Raw genomic sequence first — 15887 nt, 5'->3', positions numbered from 1 at the left:
AAATAACAATAAAAACATAGGAGTAATCGCCGTGAGCGTCACGACTGTAAAATGGACGGTTGCAGACTACCACCGCATCATTGCAGCCGGCATTCTGGAAGGGCGAAACGTTGAATTAATAGGTGGAGAAATAATCGAAATGGCTCCCGAAGGAGAATCTCATGCTTACTCTAGCGATGAGGCTGGAGAGTACCTCATTTATTTGCTGGGTGATCGGGCTAAAATCCGCCAAGGTAAACCGATTATCTTGCCGCCAAGCAACTCCGAGCCACAACCCGATATCGCTGTAATTCAACGTTTGGGACAAGATTACCGAGAACATCATCCCTATCCAGAAAACATCTTTTGGCTGATAGAATACTCGGATCATACTCTGAGCAAAGACTTGGGAATCAAGAGCAAGATTTATGCGGAAGCCGGCATTTCTGAGTATTGGGTTGTCAATTTGCGAACTAGGGAATTAATAGTATTTCGAGAGCCTACCAATGAAGGATATCAATCGAGAGAAACTCTGACTCAGGGTAATATTAATCCGCTGGCATTTCCTGATGTTGCAGTTTCGGTCGCTCGAATATTAGGGGCTTAGGTAAATAGGACTTACGCAAAGAAACCGGATTTTCTTGTTACCAGGCTCTGCCTGGTAACACAGATCCAGAGGCTCCGCCTCACTATTTCAAACAGCGAATTGCTTCCAACATTCCCCTGGCTTTATTGAGCGTTTCTTCGTACTCCATATCCGGGTTAGAATCGGCTACCAAACCAGCACCTGCTTGCACAGAAACCGAATGTTTGTCACCACCTAAAGAACGAACAACCATAGTCCGAATCGCGATCGCACTATTCAATTGCCCCTCAAAATCATAATACCCGTAAACCCCAGAATACGGCCCCCGGCGACAACCTTCCAACTCGTGCACAATCTCCATCGCCCGAATCTTCGGAGCACCGCTAACCGTACCCGCAGGAAAACCAGCTTTCAACAAATCCCAAGCTGTCTTATCCTGGGCCAATTCTCCCACCACATTGCTCACAATGTGCATGACGTGAGAATAACGCTCAATTTCCATTAATTCGTCAACTTTTACAGTACCGTTTCGGCAAACTCTTCCTAAATCGTTCCTGCCCAAATCAACTAACATGACGTGTTCCGCAATTTCCTTCGGATCTTGCAGCAATTCAGCAGCCAAAGCATCATCTTCTTGAGGAGTTTTACCCCGGCGGCGAGTGCCGGCGATTGGTCGCAAAGTTGCTATTTTTTTGCCATCAGCAGTGTTTTCTGCCTTCACCATGATTTCGGGACTCGAACCGATAATCTGCCAATCTCCGAAATGAAAATAAGCCATGTACGGAGAAGGATTAATCAGACGCAAAGAGCGGTAAAGTGCAAAAGAATCGCCACTGTATTCAGCCTCTAGTCGCTGCGAAATAACTACTTGAAAAATATCTCCGGCTTTTATATAGTCCTTAGCCTTTAAGACATTGGCACAATACTTTTCACGGGTAATATTGCTAGTGTAAGCCAATTCTGTATTTCCGGTTGTGGAACGGGCATCTTGCCCGTTATTGGGAGGTGTCCATTCTATCAGAGTAGATTGCCGGGAAAGCGGCGATTGCAGCTTCTGAACTAACTTACCAACGCGATCGCACGCTTGCTGATAAGCATCGGCCAAATCAACCCCAACCTCCCGCAAATCCGCATAGGCGACGACCCAAATTTTCCGCTTCACCTGGTCGAAAATCAGCAAATTATCAACCTGCATCCACAATCCATCCGGCAAATCATTCTCGCTGGCTGGATGCACGGGAACTCGCGGTTCTATCCACTTAATTAACTCGTAACCCCAAAAACCGAATAACCCGCCAATTCCCGGCGGTAACTGTGGCAATTTGACCGGTTGATAAGACTCCAAACATTCAGTTAAAGCTACAAACGGATCGCCCGTAAATACTTTTTCGGAACCGTCACGGTAAACTTGAGTTGTGCGAGATCCCTTTGCCTCCAAAATCCACAACGGATCGCACCCTAAGAAACTATAACGCCCAAGTTTTTCCCCACCTTCCACCGACTCCAGCAGAAAACTGTAAGGTTGACCCGCACAAACCCGATACCACGCAGACACCGGCGTATCCAAATCAGCAACCCATTCTTGATACACGGGTACAAAATTGCCTTGTTTCGCCAGTTCCGAAAATTGTGAGAAATCGGGGAATATCATATACTAACTTCGCTATACAATCAATAAACAAAAGACGGAAAGCAACATCCCTCCGGCGACTGATACTCGCCAACCGCCATCACCGCCATCGGCTTGAGGGCGCGCAGCCCCTCTTGCAAGCACCAGCGAAACAAACTTGCGTAACGCATCGGCAAGTGGAAAGAAACCTGTGCTTCGGAACTGTACGCAACCGCCCCCAACAGCAAAGCCTGCATATCCGCCTCAGTTTCCGCGACGCTGTGCCCCAAAGCCGACACCGCACAAGTATAAGCCACAATCCGACCTTGTTGACAAGCAACGAAGGGAGAAAAGTCATTCAGGGCGTATTCAATCTCCGAAGTTCGATCGCACCTGTATAATTTCTTGCACAAAGCCGCACATTCACCAACATCCTCACTAGCCAGCGGTCGCACCTCAAATCCATGCGGAGGCTGGCTGCGAAACTTCCCTTCCATTAACACGAAAGGTTCCTTTACCTCAAAACCCAAAGAAGCGTACAGCGACAGCGACGCCATATTAAAAGATTCCTGAACCAAACGGATACCCACAGCGTCCTGTCCCCGTTCCAGCAAAGCTTTCATGATTTCCCGTCCCGCGCCGCGGCCTTGAAAAGTTCGATCGACACTGACGGGCCCGATACCGCGAATCGGGTTGCGTTCGTCCATAAACCCGCAGCCGACAACCGCACCCTCACTCTCGGCTACTATGCCAAAAAACAACGGACTTTCGATCCGAAGACCAATAATTTCAGTTGAAAACTCCAGCGTCGGAAAATCTGTAGGGAATTGATGGCGATCGGAAATACATTTAAAAGCTTCATAATTAATGCGGGCGCAAACATCGATATCCTGATGAGTTGCTCGCCTGATTACCAGATTCATGGTTAATGTAATTATTAATTTTTATTAAATTTTAATCGCATTTGAAGTTTGCAGTGGCGATTGGGCGATAAAGAAAAAGCTTCTGCCGTCCAAGCGCTACTACAAACTATAAAATGCAAGCTGAGCTTTTCAGGACATACTACCCGAAAATAGCTCAGCAATTCGCTCAAAACCTAAACTTCGTAGGTTTTTTTACCAGTGAACTTGACCTTAATCGGATTGGGATTGCTGCCAATATTGCGGTCAATCTTACCGTTGTAGGGACGACCTTCGTTCACCTTCTCAGGGAACACGCCATCTTTGGGATGCAGGTACTCAGTAGAACCGTCGGGAAACACGCGGTAAATTTTGTAGTTCGAGATTTTGAATTTAGCCCGCAGTTGCTGGCCGCCCAAAGCGATGCACTGCTCCTTCCGGGGCAGATACAGCAGGTTGTCGCCTTGACGCATGATTGCAGCGCCGCCTGTAGGCATTTCAAACACCTGTTCCTTGGGGCTAGTCCAAGTGATCGCGTACTTCTCTTCAACTAGCGCCTTGGTCAGCAAGCCGCCGGTGCTGCCGCCGAAAAGAGGGGGTTGTCCAGTGAGTTCTTCTGCCATAAACATATCCAAAGGATTTTTACGGCATCGTATCATCATGAGGCGACACCGCTGTCGAAATTGTAAGGAAAGTTAACAGTTTTTTGCCGATCGATCTCTTCTGATAATTGATAATTAGTAATTAATAATTGATAATTGGTAATTTCCACCCAAGTTATAAAACAAAATTAGGCAGCACGAATTCCGAAAAAACCATCAAAAAAAAATAGCAATTATTCTGGTGCTTGTGGGGCACCAGAATAATCGCATATTCTCCCAATTTATCCCCACACACGATCGAACAATTTACCGCGTCAACCCTAAGTCAAGAACCAATTAGGGTCATAGCCACGCGGGATTTGGCTCAAAGCAGTCCAAGTTTCTCGATCGACAATCCCGTCGGCCTCAATCCCAAAGCTTTTTTGAAATGCGCGAACAGCTTTGTCCGTCAAAGTAGCAAAGTCGCCGTCAACTTTACCGCCATAATGCTGGGAAGTTTTGAGAACTTCCTGAACAGTAGCGACTGCTTCCCCATAACTGCCGAATTTGAGTATCGGCATATTAACTGGAGCTCCAGTATAAAGCGCCTGCCAAGTCAGCGGCCCGACAATGCCGTCCGGCGACAAGAAAACCCGAAACTGAAACAGTTTCACAGAAAACTCAACTGCTTTGTTAAAAATTCCTTTAGCAGGATGCCGATAAAGTTGCAACTTGGTTAGCAGTTGTTCGAGTTCCAATACCGCTTTACCTTGAGAACCTAATTGTAGCTGTGGCTTTTTGGCCATAGGTTGAGTAGATTTCATCTGGATTGTAGGTGACATAATCGATTTTTCTAACCTCTAGGTTTGAGTATTCTTATGGAAAAAAACTTTTTCCGGGCGAAACATTTGCATTCAAAACTTTTCACGAATCAACACTGGCGTCGGCAGTGCCTCAACAGATTCGAGCGACTTTTACCATCTCGCGACTTGTGAACAGGAGAGTTATACCATTTTAGATTTTAGATTTTAGATTTTAGATTTGGCATGACTGATTACTATGGGGGTTTGCAGCTTACCTACAGTTTGATTCTTATTGTAAACTGGTATTAATTTTGGGCAGCATCCCTAGGTATTCCGTCGCCAAACCGGGTTTAAGACGGCAAGCGCATCCTGAATCTGTTTTGATACTTTCGATATTAAAGGTGAACACCGCGTGGCCACATCTCCTTTAAGGCTGATCTCACAGGGTGAGGATTGAGGCCGATCTCCTTGACCTTTGCATCAGAATTATTCATCTCTCTCTTCTCTTTCTCTGCGAGCTCTGCGTTCTCTGTGGTTAAATCCTTCCGATGCCATCGGCATTAATATTAGTCGTTAAGTCCGACAGGTGTTGAAACAAGAGCCTCATAGCTCAAGTCGTCTCAAGACGACTGTAGATTAGTATTTGATATCAAGTCCGGCGTAAATAGCCCCTCATATCAAATTTGTTAGCAGCAGATTTGATATCATGCCAGCGCAGCCGGATTTGATATCACTCGATCGCTACTTGCGCGCTCAGACGCCCACCAACCCGGTTTTTTACAGTATATTCCATGTAAATTTAGTACGGAGAAACCGGGTTTCGAGCAACAGAATCAGTAATCATGCGAGAACTGTAAAGAAACCCGGTTTCTGGGGTATACCTCATAAACCTTGAATACGCTGTATCAATTTAGTCTAAACAATCGGAATAGTAAAGTGAAATTCACTTCCTCGGTCTTTTCCTGCGGAATCTACCCAAATTTTACCGCCCCAGCCGGCAACAATCTGTTTGCAAATTGCCAATCCCAAACCGGTACCGCCGGCGCTGCGGCGCAAAGCTCCTTCTTCTTGATAAAATCGATCGAACACTACTTTTAAACTGTTCGCCTCGATTCCCCTCCCCGTATCGGCTACGAGCACTTCCACCATCTGAGAACCGTTGCATTTCGCTCTTATGGTGACGCTTCCTTGAGGTGTGGTGAATTTGCAAGCGTTGTCTAGCAGTTTGGAGAGCACCTCCACCAACCACTCTCCGTCTGCTTGCACTAAAGGCAATTCTGCCGACACCTCGGCGATAATTTCCGGTAACTGTCGATCGAGTCCGCCCCCTGATCGCACGCTGCTAAGGGCCAAATCAACGCATTCTTGCAGCGTCAGCGATTCTACATTCCATTGGACTCGCCCGCTTTCTAAGTGAGAAAGAGTTAAGAAATCCTGCACGAGTTTCCGCATTCTATCGGCATCACCGAGGGCTGTTTCTAACATGATTTGCCGCAATTGGGCAGGCATATCTGGTTCGGAGTTCAAACTTTCCAAACACACTTGAATCGTAGAAAGAGGGGTGCGGAGTTCGTGTCCGGTGATGGCAATTAGATTGCTGCGAGTGCGGTCTAATGCTTCTAATTGTTGGTTGAGTTCTTCTAAATGAGCGTAGGTTTCTGCTTGAATTAAGGCTGCTCCGAGTTGGGTGGCGATCGCCTCTACTAAAGCAATTTCGTCTTCTTCCCAAGCCAAAGTCGAGCGGCACTGGTGCATTTCCACCATGCCCAAAACCCGCCCCTGATAAAGCACTGGCACCATTAACCAAGAGACAATTTGCCAATTTTTTACAATTTTTTCCAGGAATTTTGTATTGACAATCAGTGGGTGTTGTGCTGTGTCTTGGATGTAAACTCGCTCTTGCCGCGCCACCGCGTCGCTCCATATTTGATTTTCCTGCAACAGCCAAGTCTGATCCAGCATGGAACTAGCGCCCTGCCCCAAAAACTCGCGATCGATTTTGACCGCCACATCTGCAGCCTTGCACCGATAAATCAAACATCGGCTTGCCGACAGGGCAGTGCCGAGTTCTTGGACTGCAACTTCGACGATTTCTTGTGGGTTGAGAGACTGTCGCATTGCCGTGGTAATTAAGTTTACCAGGCGTTCTTTGCGTTCCTGAGCGGCGATCGCGGCGTATGCTTTAAGCAGTTTGTGCTGGCCTGCTTGCAAGTAGGTTACTAAGCGTTCGGTAAAAGCATCGCTCAATTTTGGATTAGGAATTTTTGAGTTTTTTCTCGTACTTATGTCGGGTTTGGTGGCTTTGGAAGTGGCGGATTTCCTCGTTTTTTTCGGTGTTTTGAGCTTGTAAGTAGTTCGCGCTCGATCGATCTTTTCTGCCAATTCCGGGCGATATTTGACAATTCTATCGAGCAACAATGCGGCCGCTTTGGAGCTTACCTCGCGATCGAACGTCCAAATTCCTTCAAATCTGCGAGCTTGATCCATTAACAGTGGCCCGCGATCGTCCTGGTTGTCGATCGGCACAATTTTTTCTTGACAAATCAGGCAAGTTGAGTAGTGTTGCCCCAGTACCACTAAATGCCACTCTTTACTCAATCCGTCCTCCGGTTCAAACGCCACAGTTTCGTGACACTCCGAAGAATTTTTAAAGTCAGTTTCCGGTGCAGCCAGCACGTATACCTGAGAGGAGCGTGAGGCAATTCGCCGGTAGCGGTGAGCTTCCTGGCGGTAGAAGCGCTCTCGCTGAAAGCTGGCAATGACTAGCGGTTCGTCGTCGGAACCCGCCAAAACTAAGTCTTCCATCGCGTGAGACAAGGCTGTCATGGAAGATTTGAAATAAATTTGTGCCCGCAGTTGGGGCAAAGCTTGCAGAAGTTCTGCCAGTAGCGAAATAGGGACGATCATCTAGCCTTAAACGTGCATTTTTGCCGATGACAAAACAGGATCGATAGGAGGTTTAGAGCGCTCCTTCTTCAGTATCTGATAGATTTACAGCACTTGGTAAGTAAAGTACAAAAAAATTGGTTTCGCTCTCCTGGGGTACCCCGGTGTTCGCCCAAATTCGCTCCGCCGTGCCCGCCCCGATTCCTAGTTTCCCTGTACTTGAGTGTCAAACTATCCTCGCTCTCTTGGATATCAGTGCCATAATTATCGCTTTTTGGCGATCGATCTTGTTAATCGGTAATTAAACTTTAAAAAAGCGCAAATAATTAGCCATTAGTTAAAAACTAACGACCAATTATTTTGACGACTGATCCCAAGAAACCCGGTTTTTACCCACCATCTATGAATAAACCGGGCTTCGGACACCTAGCGTGTAAGTCCTATATTTTTTTGAGGCATCGCGCCTAAGTATAAATGCTGCGGCTGTGGTTGTATCAGGCTAGTTCGCCCCCTTCGTCGCTGCCGCCCGGAGATGATTTGTAGAGAGCATCTAATTGTTCGCGGGCGTCTTGGACAGTCAGCGAACGCATCACTAAAAGCGGCTCATTGACTATGTTTCCGTATTCATCTAAAAGTTCTGGATGCGGTACCGGTTGAGAGCGAGGATAGGATGGGTAGGGATTATTTGCCCTGAACTGTTGAGGGCGCTGGGACTCCATACCAACGGTGACTAGACTGCGGATTAAGTTACCGACCGCCAGAAAGGCAAGAACGGTAAAAGCTAAAATATAAAGCAGGTGCAACATTATCTTCTCCTCCGGGCTAAACAGCCACACAGCAATTTACAAAAGTGTTTCAGCAAGTATTGACACTCCCGGCCGTAAACGCGGGGATTCTTGGTTCACTGACATACCTTTAAACTATTCATCCCTTCGGCAATATTTAAACCAAAAACCCGTCCAATTGAACGAAGCTTCCAGCCTAATTTGAATAGTCCCAGAGGGCTTGTCTCCCCAAGCGTTAAGGGATTATTCCCTTTGTTCCCGTATGCCCTACGGTACATCTAAACTACTAAGATTTTGAGTTTTCTGGTATGGGTGCGCGATTGCTACCCTAGCTATGTTTTTGTGGTTTTCCCCACCCACGAGACATTATTGTTTCCTAGCCAGTCATTTTGGGGTTGGTTATCCATTCGATGCTCGCGGTTATTCTACCTGTATCTCTTTGTAGTATAGGGTACTATTTGGGAAACTTTTAGAACTTTTTGGAAATAAAGCCTTCCTAAAAGGACGGGGTTTTAAACCCAATTTTCTGATAACTTATTAACTGGAAATCTGGTGGAGGTTGTCAAGTGGGCCGCCACATTTCCCAAGGTTGGGGATTTGACTGCAAATTTAACTTGAACTCGCTTCCTTATTTTCCAGGGGGAGCTGACTGCCATGAGCGAAAGCGTGCCGATACTTGCCAGCATTCGGCGAGCAGTCTGTGCCACGGCATCAGTGCTGCTGTTTCAATCCCAACTTGACCTCCGGTTGCTTGAAATAGAGCTTTAGCTGCGCCTACTTCTTGCTGAGCCTGTTTGACTCGCGCCAGCAAGTCAGATTGATCTTCGTCGCCCAGAAAGGGAATTTCCTCAGTTTCTAAGAGCTTTGCCGATCGGTCGAACCAGTAAGTGAAATCCTCTAACAGCGGTTCCAGTAACGCTTTGAGCAATTCTGGCTCGGGCAAGTTGGAATTAAGCATGGATCAAAATTGGGTTATTTATCTATTATAGTCTTAGACGGTCTTTACAAATTGTAACATATTTTTAACAAAAATTCAATAATTTAACAACAATTAGCAGGTGGGTGTGAATAAATTAAACTATGCCAGCAGCGATTTTTGAGTCGAAATCCCCAAATTCTGCCAAATTAGGAATGAGAATTAAATAACTTGCATTTTTTGTAGGTTGGGTTGAGGAACGAAACCCAACGCTACGCGGGAATTGTTGGGTTTCGTTCCTCAACCCAACCTACGGAAGTTATTTAATTCGCGATCCTTAGTTCGCGAGCTCACGGTTGCTGAGAAAACAGGTTTTTTCATAGCAAGACGGGTGACAGCCCACCAAAATAGTAAAAAATCCGGTTTCTGAGAGTCGCAGTGCGGGACGCACTAAACGTTGCCACCATCAGGGCTGTTGCTGTAATTTCCCGGAGTGTCCCCCAACCTGAAGTCGGCGCTTACTGCCCCAATCTGAGTAAGATAGAAGCAACTGCAACTAAATTAATTGCTAATTCAGCCGATGTCTAGCTCACAATCCATGTCCCCTCCAGAAGAGTCCGTTAAAATTGAGTTGCCCCGCACGAGTGAGTCGGAGGCACTAAAAAAAATTCGCCACACCACCTCCCACGTTATGGCGATGGCGGTGCAGAAGTTATTTCCCAAGGCGCAAGTGACCATTGGCCCTTGGATTGAAAACGGTTTCTATTATGACTTTGACACTCCCGAACCTTTTACGGAACAGGATTTAAAAGCCATTAAAAAAGAGATGATCAAAATCATCAACCGCAAATTGCCTGTAATTCGGGAAGAAGTCAGCCGCGAGGAAGCGGAACGCAGAATTAAGGAGATTAATGAACCTTACAAATTAGAAATTTTAGAAGGTTTGATCGAACCGATTACTCTTTACCATGTGGGTGAGGAATGGTGGGATTTGTGCGCCGGGCCTCACTTAGAAAATACCAGTGAGTTGAATCCAAAGGCGATCGAGCTAGAAAGCCTAGCAGGCGCTTACTGGCGCGGCGACGAAACCAAAGCTCAGTTACAGCGAATTTACGGCACTGCTTGGGAATCTCCCGAACAATTAGCAGCATACAAACACCGCAAAGAAGAAGCATTAAGGCGCGATCACCGCAAATTAGGCAAAGAATTAGGCTTGTTTATCTTTGCCGATCCAGTTGGGCCGGGTTTGCCTTTGTGGACGCCGAAAGGCACTGTTTTGAGAAGTATTTTAGAAGATTACTTGAAACAAGAACAAATCAAGCGCGGTTATTTGCAAGTAGTGACTCCGCACATTGCCAGAGTCGATTTGTTCAAAATTTCTGGACATTGGCAGAAATACAAAGAAGATATGTTTCCGCTAATGGCGGAGGATGAAGAAGCGGCAGCAAACGAACAGGGTTTTGTCATGAAACCGATGAACTGCCCTTTTCACATTCAAATTTACAAAAGCGAATTGCGTTCCTATCGCGAATTGCCGATGCGCTTAGCGGAATTCGGCACAGTTTACCGCTACGAACAATCGGGAGAATTGGGCGGTTTAACGCGGGTGCGTGGCTTTACGGTGGATGATTCCCACTTATTTGTCACGCCGGAACAATTGGATGCTGAATTTTTGAATGTAGTGGATTTAATTCTGTCAGTATTCAAGAGTCTGCAACTGAAAAACTTTAAGGCGCGTTTGAGTTTCCGCGATCCGAACAATTTAGAGAAATATATCGGTTCCGATGAAGCTTGGGAAAAGGCTCAAGGTGCAATCCGCCGCGCGGTGGAAACTTTGGGAATGAATTATTTTGAGGGAATTGGGGAGGCGGCTTTTTACGGGCCGAAACTCGATTTCATTTTCCAAGATGTTTTGGATAGAGAATGGCAATTAGGAACTGTTCAGGTAGATTACAACTTGCCCGAACGTTTTGATTTGGAATACGTTGCTGAAGACGGCACTCGCAAGCGCCCGGTGATGATTCACCGCGCTCCTTTCGGTTCTTTGGAACGTTTGATCGGGATTTTGATCGAGCAGTATGCGGGGGATTTTCCGCTGTGGTTGGCGCCAATTCAGGTGCGATTGTTGCCTGTCAGCGCGGAGTTTTTGCCGTTTGCAAAGGAAGTGGCGGCGAAGATGAAGGCGCTAAATATTCGCGCAGAAGCTGATGAGGATAGCGAGCGTTTGGGCAAGTTGATTCGCAATGCTGAGAAGGATAAAATTCCGGTGATGGGTGTTGTGGGTGCGAAGGAAGTTGAGGCGAATAGTTTGAATATTCGGACGCGGGCTTCTGGGGAGTTGGGGGCGATTTCGGTTGATGAAGTGATTGGGAGGTTGCAGGCGGCGATTAGTAGTTACGGCGATTTTTAGGGGAGTTAATTACTGATTTGAGAACGGGCGAGACGCCCATTCCACATTTTTGAAAACGGGCGAGACGCCCATTCCACAACTAACGCAGATGATAGTTTGATATTGTCTGCGTTTTTCTAATTGAGCTGCTAAAATGATAGTAGTAAACGGAAGGTACATCCATGCCTAATCCATTTCCGGGGATGAATCCCTATTTAGAAAGTCCTGACTTTTGGCCCCAAGTACATCACTTGCTAATTAGTAGCATTTTTGAATCATTAGTGCCGCAGTTGCTGCCAAGATATATCGTCGATATTGAAAAAAGAGTTTATGAGATTAGTGGGGACAATTCCCTATTAGTGGGGATTCCTGATGTCACGGTGCAGCGTTCTCCTAGTCCAACCAGCCCTACTTCTTCTAATGTGGCAGTTGCCGCACCGCCTGTGACAGCTTTGAAAGTCAGACTGCCAGTACCTGTGGAATTTAGGGAAGCATATTTAGAGGTGCGAGATACAGCAACTAGGGAAGTTGTGACAGTGATTGAAGTGCTGTCACCAGCCAATAAGCGCCCTGGCAAAGGGCGAGAAATGTATGAAGCAAAGCGAGAAAAGGTGTTTGGTAGTCGAACTCATCTGGTTGAGATTGACTTGCTGCGAAGTTACCAACCCATGTTAGTTTTTGATAACGATATTGAGGCAAGTTATCGAATTTTAGTGAGTCGGGGAAATCAAAGGCCTTTGGCAGATTTGTACCTTTTCAATTTACCCGATATGATTCCTCCGTTTCCCCTGCCTTTGCGCGCGGGCGATGCGGAACCAACTGTAGATTTACAAGCGTTATTAAATGGGGTTTACGATCGCGCCGCCTATGACTTTAGAATAGATTACACCGCCGTACCCGTACCTGCGCTTTCAGAAGCCGATACTGCTTGGGCTGCTTCTCTGCTTAGGGAGTAGTAATCTTGGACGCATCTCAACCAAAGAAACCGGGTTTGTTGCGGTTTTTGCGGGCTGTAACGAAGTCTTGGAGCAAAAACCCGGTTTCTGGCCACCCGTGCATAAGTCCTAAGCAGGTAAATCAACAGGAGTTAAATCAATGCCTAATCCATTTCCGGGAATGAATCCTTATTTAGAAAGCCCTGAGTTTTGGCCCGAAGTTCATCATTTACTGATTAGTATCCTTCAGGAGTCATTGGTTCCTCAACTGGTGCCAAAATATCGAGTTGCGATCGAAAAGCGTATTTATGAAATTAAGGGAGAACAATCTCTTTTAGTTGGGATTCCCGATGTTTCAATTGTGCGCCCCCCTACTCCCAGAAATTCCAGTGCATCTAATGTAGCTGTCGCGACACGAACTGCTACGCCTTTGAAAGTCGGATTACCGATGTTTGAGGAGGTGAGAGAAGGGTATTTGGAGATTATAGATATAGCAAGTAAGGAAGTTGTGACGGTGATTGAGGTGCTTTCACCTGCTAATAAACGTCCGGGACAAGGGCGGACAATGTATGAGGAAAAGCGGGATAAGGTGTTGGCAAGTCGATCGCACTTAGTGGAAATTGACCTGCTGCGAATTTACGAACCTCTGCCAGTTTTGGGTAACGATATTGACGGAACTTATCGGCTTTTGGTGAGTCGGGCAGATTGTCGCCCCACGGCTGATTTGTATTTGTTTAATCTACCGGATGCAATTCCGGCTTTTCCTTTGCCTTTGCGCGGAGACGATGCTGAACCAATGGTCGATTTACAGGGGTTATTGAATACATTGTACGATCGCGCCGGATATGATTTTACGATCGATTATATGGCTGAGTTAGTCCCTGCGCTTTCAGAATCCGATGCTGTTTGGGCGGATGCTTTGTTGTCCGAAACCAGTCTGCGGTCATCTGAAACCTAAAAACACCTACACAAAACGTTACATATTTGTTAACATCGGGACGAGCCTGTCCTCAACAGCCCCTCTATTAACCTTCTAAACTAACCGTTATGAGTCAACCTCCCTCAGCAATTCCAGCCTCAGAAGAGTCCGCCGAAACTCCAACAGCGCCGACAAACAATGCACCTCCACCGAGTTATGTCAAGCTGGCGATGCGGAACATGGTTCGCAAGCGGGCGACTTCTTTGTTTCATTTTGCCTTGACAGCCGCCGGACTTTTGGGCGTACTCGTGGGTTTGGCATTTCTCGATCGCTATTTCAATTCTTAATCGAGGATTCCAACAATCAGCCTCTAATTTCTGCTGATGTTTTTGATCTTTCTTAATCTGGAGTTAAGCTGATTGTTCTGCCTGACTGTTGCAATCTCTAACAGATTACTGTATCTTGCCAGCAACAGCAAAATCCCCTGCCGTTCGATCGCGCCATTGGAATTTGTAAAAAATTGAATATATCCCTTGACAGGAGAGCAAAAAAATGTTAATAGAGGTGAACGTCGAGGACTGTTACGGGATCGCCCAGCAGTCAGCCGACGCTTCCAACCTCCCTGAGAGTGCAGCCAGCGGGGAGATTGCAGCCGAAACCTGGGAAAATTGGTTTAGCGTTTGGCTGGAAAACCAGGCGGCGGATGTGCCAGTGGCCCCAGGCTACGAAGTCAGTCTGCGTTTAACCGCCGATACGGAGATGCAAGCCCTCAACCTCCAGTACCGCCAGCTCGATCGACCGACCGATGTACTAGCTTTCGCAGCTTTAGAGGTAGACTGTCCTCAGCTAGAGGAAATGCAGTCATCTGAACCCCTATACTTGGGTGATATCGTCATCTCGATCGATACAGCTAACCGACAAGCCCAGCAGCAAGGACATCCCCTGAAGACCGAACTAGCTTGGCTGGCAGCCCACGGTTTTCTGCATCTTTTGGGCTGGGATCACCCGGATGAAGAAAGTCTGACTCAAATGCTCGATCGACAAGAAACTTTGCTGCGGGCGATCGGTCTTGCGATCCAAACAGCATAACTGAAGTTGATGGTTACTTAACAAAGTATGTCAAGCCCAATATAACTTTCTGAAATTAAACCAAAACTTTAGTAAAAACTTAGAAAAGTTACCTAGACTTGATGAAGTTAATTTCAAAAGTTTAGCTTTCATTCATCTCTGTAAATTAAAGTTGGTTCTTTATGACACTAGATAGACCCTCAATTTCATCACAAATCGCACAGTTTCTGCCCATGCCTCAAGACTCTTCTAGCCAGACAGTCCAGGAGCCTAAAAAAGCCTTGAAATACAACCGAGAGCTGTCCTGGAAAATCGCATCTAGCTTAGCTACGAGTTTTAGATACGCTTGGGGGGGTCTGAGTTATGCTTTTGAAACTCAGCGCAATTTTCGGATTCACACAGTTATTGGCACTTTGGCGATCGGACTCGGCCTATTTTTGCAACTGAAACCTGTAGAAATATCTGTGATCGGCGTCACCATTGGCATAGTTTTAGCAATGGAACTGTTGAATACGGCGATCGAATCGGTGGTAGACTTGACAGTCGGGCAATCTTACCACGAACTAGCCAAAATTGCCAAAGACTGCGGTGCCGGAGCAGTTCTGGTATCGGCAATGGCTGCGATCATCGTCGGTACTGCACTTCTGCTGCCTCCTTTGTGGGCAGTCGTTCAAATTGCGATCGGCCGTCAGTAAATTATTGGCCTCAGCAAATTTTAGGTTTTAGATGACCAATGGGAGGTTTTTAGTTTTATTCGTCTATATTGCAACTATTTTTATCTTGGGCATCTATCTAAAATCTTAAAACCCTTGCTTTCAGGGAGCGAGTTAACCTAAAATCTAAAATCTAAAACCTAAAATCCAACTTAACCCGTGATTATAGTAATCGATAACTACGACAGTTTTACATACAATTTGGTACAGTATCTAGGAGAACTCGGTGCCCAGTTGCCCGTAGCCAGCGAAGTGCAAGTCTACCGCAACGACCAAATTTCCTTAGCAGAAATTAGGCAATTGCAGCCGGCAGCAGTGGTGATTTCTCCCGGCCCGGGACGGCCGGAAGATGCGGGAATTTCTCTGGAATTAATCAAAGAATTGGGGCCGACTCTACCAATTTTAGGCGTGTGCCTCGGACATCAAAGTATCGGTCAAGTATTCGGTGGCAAAATTGTTTCTGCACCCGTGTTGATGCACGGCAAAACTTCTCAGGTAGAACACGCAGGAGTCGGAGTTTTTCAGGGCGTGGAATCGCCGATGATTGCAACTCGCTATCACAGTTTAGTAATTGAAAAGCAGAGTTGTCCAGAAGTTTTGGAAATTACCGCTTGGGTTGAAGACGGAACTATTATGGGCGTGCGACACCGGGAATATCCGCACATTGAAGGTGTGCAGTTTCACCCGGAAAGTATTTTGACGACTGCGGGAAAGCAATTATTGCGAAATTTCTTGGAACGGCTTTAGGAACGCGAATTAAATAACTTACAATTTTAATTGTTATTGTGGGATGGGCGTCCCGCCCGTCCTTTTTGGACG

16 protein-coding genes are annotated in these 15887 nt (G+C 46.4%); 9 read left to right on the top strand and 7 right to left on the bottom strand.

Translation table 11 applies throughout. The features are described 5' to 3' along the window. Nucleotides 1-31 precede the first annotated feature (31 nt). Nucleotides 32-586: a Uma2 family endonuclease gene (locus QUB26_RS17395; RefSeq protein ID WP_333241873.1), complete on the top strand. Its 555-nt coding sequence runs from the start codon at nucleotides 32-34 to the stop codon at nucleotides 584-586. Nucleotides 587-668: 82 nt separating this feature from the next. On the opposite strand, the gene trpE is transcribed toward QUB26_RS17395, so the two are convergent. From trpE to QUB26_RS17360, 7 genes are all read right to left on the bottom strand, one after another. Further along, complete coding sequence (trpE, locus tag QUB26_RS17390) at nucleotides 669-2216, bottom strand: anthranilate synthase component I (RefSeq protein WP_333241871.1); 1548 nt, start codon at nucleotides 2214-2216, stop codon at nucleotides 669-671. 20 nt (nucleotides 2217-2236) lie between these two features. Beyond that, entirely contained in the window at nucleotides 2237-3097 is an 861-nt protein-coding gene (locus QUB26_RS17385) for a GNAT family N-acetyltransferase (protein ID WP_333241869.1), read from the bottom strand. Nucleotides 3098-3270: 173 nt separating this feature from the next. Next, a complete protein-coding gene (locus QUB26_RS17380; protein WP_333054697.1) occupies nucleotides 3271-3696 on the bottom strand; it encodes a photosystem I reaction center subunit II PsaD in 426 nt (141 codons plus the stop codon). A 299-nt stretch (nucleotides 3697-3995) separates the two neighbouring features. Further along, entirely contained in the window at nucleotides 3996-4496 is a 501-nt protein-coding gene (locus QUB26_RS17375; RefSeq protein ID WP_333241867.1) for a peptidoglycan-binding protein, read from the bottom strand. Nucleotides 4497-5372: 876 nt separating this feature from the next. Beyond that, nucleotides 5373-7364, bottom strand: coding sequence for a DICT sensory domain-containing protein (locus QUB26_RS17370; protein ID WP_333241865.1), 1992 nt, complete (start codon nucleotides 7362-7364; stop codon nucleotides 5373-5375). Nucleotides 7365-7837: 473 nt separating this feature from the next. Then, nucleotides 7838-8149: a DUF2973 domain-containing protein gene (locus QUB26_RS17365; RefSeq protein WP_333054700.1), complete on the bottom strand. Its 312-nt coding sequence runs from the start codon at nucleotides 8147-8149 to the stop codon at nucleotides 7838-7840. 607 nt (nucleotides 8150-8756) lie between these two features. Beyond that, complete coding sequence (locus QUB26_RS17360) at nucleotides 8757-9086, bottom strand: DUF2605 domain-containing protein (RefSeq protein WP_333202884.1); 330 nt, start codon at nucleotides 9084-9086, stop codon at nucleotides 8757-8759. 396 nt (nucleotides 9087-9482) lie between these two features. Here QUB26_RS17360 and QUB26_RS17355 point away from each other — a divergent pair, with 396 nt between their 5' ends. The 8 genes from QUB26_RS17355 (at nucleotide 9483) to QUB26_RS17320 (ending at nucleotide 15815) form a co-directional block, all read left to right on the top strand. Next, nucleotides 9483-9632 carry a hypothetical protein gene (locus tag QUB26_RS17355; RefSeq protein WP_333241861.1) on the top strand — a complete coding sequence of 50 codons (150 nt, stop codon included), beginning with the start codon at nucleotides 9483-9485 and terminating at the stop codon, nucleotides 9630-9632. Continuing rightward, on the top strand, nucleotides 9625-11454 hold the full coding sequence (gene thrS / locus QUB26_RS17350; protein ID WP_333318984.1) for a threonine--tRNA ligase: 1830 nt from the start codon (nucleotides 9625-9627) through the stop codon (nucleotides 11452-11454). Before QUB26_RS17355 ends, thrS begins: the two co-directional genes overlap by 8 nt. A gap of 161 nt (nucleotides 11455-11615) precedes the next feature. After that, complete coding sequence (locus QUB26_RS17345; protein ID WP_333241858.1) at nucleotides 11616-12389, top strand: DUF4058 family protein; 774 nt, start codon at nucleotides 11616-11618, stop codon at nucleotides 12387-12389. Between the two features lie 139 nt (nucleotides 12390-12528). Next, nucleotides 12529-13326, top strand: a complete 798-nt coding sequence (locus tag QUB26_RS17340) for a DUF4058 family protein (protein ID WP_333241856.1) — start codon at nucleotides 12529-12531, stop codon at nucleotides 13324-13326. 89 nt (nucleotides 13327-13415) lie between these two features. Next, on the top strand, nucleotides 13416-13634 hold the full coding sequence (locus tag QUB26_RS17335) for a DUF3285 domain-containing protein (RefSeq protein ID WP_190662634.1): 219 nt from the start codon (nucleotides 13416-13418) through the stop codon (nucleotides 13632-13634). A gap of 205 nt (nucleotides 13635-13839) precedes the next feature. Continuing rightward, nucleotides 13840-14376 (top strand): rRNA maturation RNase YbeY, encoded by a 537-nt coding sequence (ybeY, locus tag QUB26_RS17330; RefSeq protein WP_333241854.1) that lies wholly within the window; start codon nucleotides 13840-13842, stop codon nucleotides 14374-14376. 161 nt (nucleotides 14377-14537) lie between these two features. After that, nucleotides 14538-15050: a diacylglycerol kinase family protein gene (locus QUB26_RS17325; protein WP_333241851.1), complete on the top strand. Its 513-nt coding sequence runs from the start codon at nucleotides 14538-14540 to the stop codon at nucleotides 15048-15050. Nucleotides 15051-15227: 177 nt separating this feature from the next. Further along, nucleotides 15228-15815, top strand: coding sequence for an aminodeoxychorismate/anthranilate synthase component II (locus QUB26_RS17320; RefSeq protein ID WP_333241849.1), 588 nt, complete (start codon nucleotides 15228-15230; stop codon nucleotides 15813-15815). Nucleotides 15816-15887: the final 72 nt, after the last annotated feature.

It is taken from the genome of Microcoleus sp. B4-C1 (assembly GCF_036705285.1).
GTDB lineage: Bacteria > Cyanobacteriota > Cyanobacteriia > Cyanobacteriales > Microcoleaceae > Microcoleus.
Note: the sequence above shows the minus strand (reverse complement) of the source record. Positions and strands in the feature narration are given on the sequence as shown.

Excerpts from the sequence above, each read along its gene's own strand:
- trpE (WP_333241871.1), bottom strand. The coding sequence starts at position 2,216 with ATGATATTCCCCGATTTCTCACAATTTTCGGAACTGGCGAAACAAGGC.
- QUB26_RS17385 (WP_333241869.1), bottom strand. The coding sequence starts at position 3,097 with ATGAATCTGGTAATCAGGCGAGCAACTCATCAGGATATCGATGTTTGC.
- QUB26_RS17380 (WP_333054697.1), bottom strand. The coding sequence starts at position 3,696 with ATGGCAGAAGAACTCACTGGACAACCCCCTCTTTTCGGCGGCAGCACC.
- QUB26_RS17375 (WP_333241867.1), bottom strand. The coding sequence starts at position 4,496 with ATGTCACCTACAATCCAGATGAAATCTACTCAACCTATGGCCAAAAAG.
- QUB26_RS17370 (WP_333241865.1), bottom strand. The coding sequence starts at position 7,364 with ATGATCGTCCCTATTTCGCTACTGGCAGAACTTCTGCAAGCTTTGCCC.
- QUB26_RS17365 (WP_333054700.1), bottom strand. The coding sequence starts at position 8,149 with ATGTTGCACCTGCTTTATATTTTAGCTTTTACCGTTCTTGCCTTTCTG.
- QUB26_RS17360 (WP_333202884.1), bottom strand. The coding sequence starts at position 9,086 with ATGCTTAATTCCAACTTGCCCGAGCCAGAATTGCTCAAAGCGTTACTG.
- thrS (WP_333318984.1), top strand. The coding sequence starts at position 9,625 with ATGTCTAGCTCACAATCCATGTCCCCTCCAGAAGAGTCCGTTAAAATT.
- QUB26_RS17345 (WP_333241858.1), top strand. The coding sequence starts at position 11,616 with ATGCCTAATCCATTTCCGGGGATGAATCCCTATTTAGAAAGTCCTGAC.
- QUB26_RS17340 (WP_333241856.1), top strand. The coding sequence starts at position 12,529 with ATGCCTAATCCATTTCCGGGAATGAATCCTTATTTAGAAAGCCCTGAG.
- QUB26_RS17335 (WP_190662634.1), top strand. The coding sequence starts at position 13,416 with ATGAGTCAACCTCCCTCAGCAATTCCAGCCTCAGAAGAGTCCGCCGAA.
- ybeY (WP_333241854.1), top strand. The coding sequence starts at position 13,840 with ATGTTAATAGAGGTGAACGTCGAGGACTGTTACGGGATCGCCCAGCAG.
- QUB26_RS17325 (WP_333241851.1), top strand. The coding sequence starts at position 14,538 with ATGACACTAGATAGACCCTCAATTTCATCACAAATCGCACAGTTTCTG.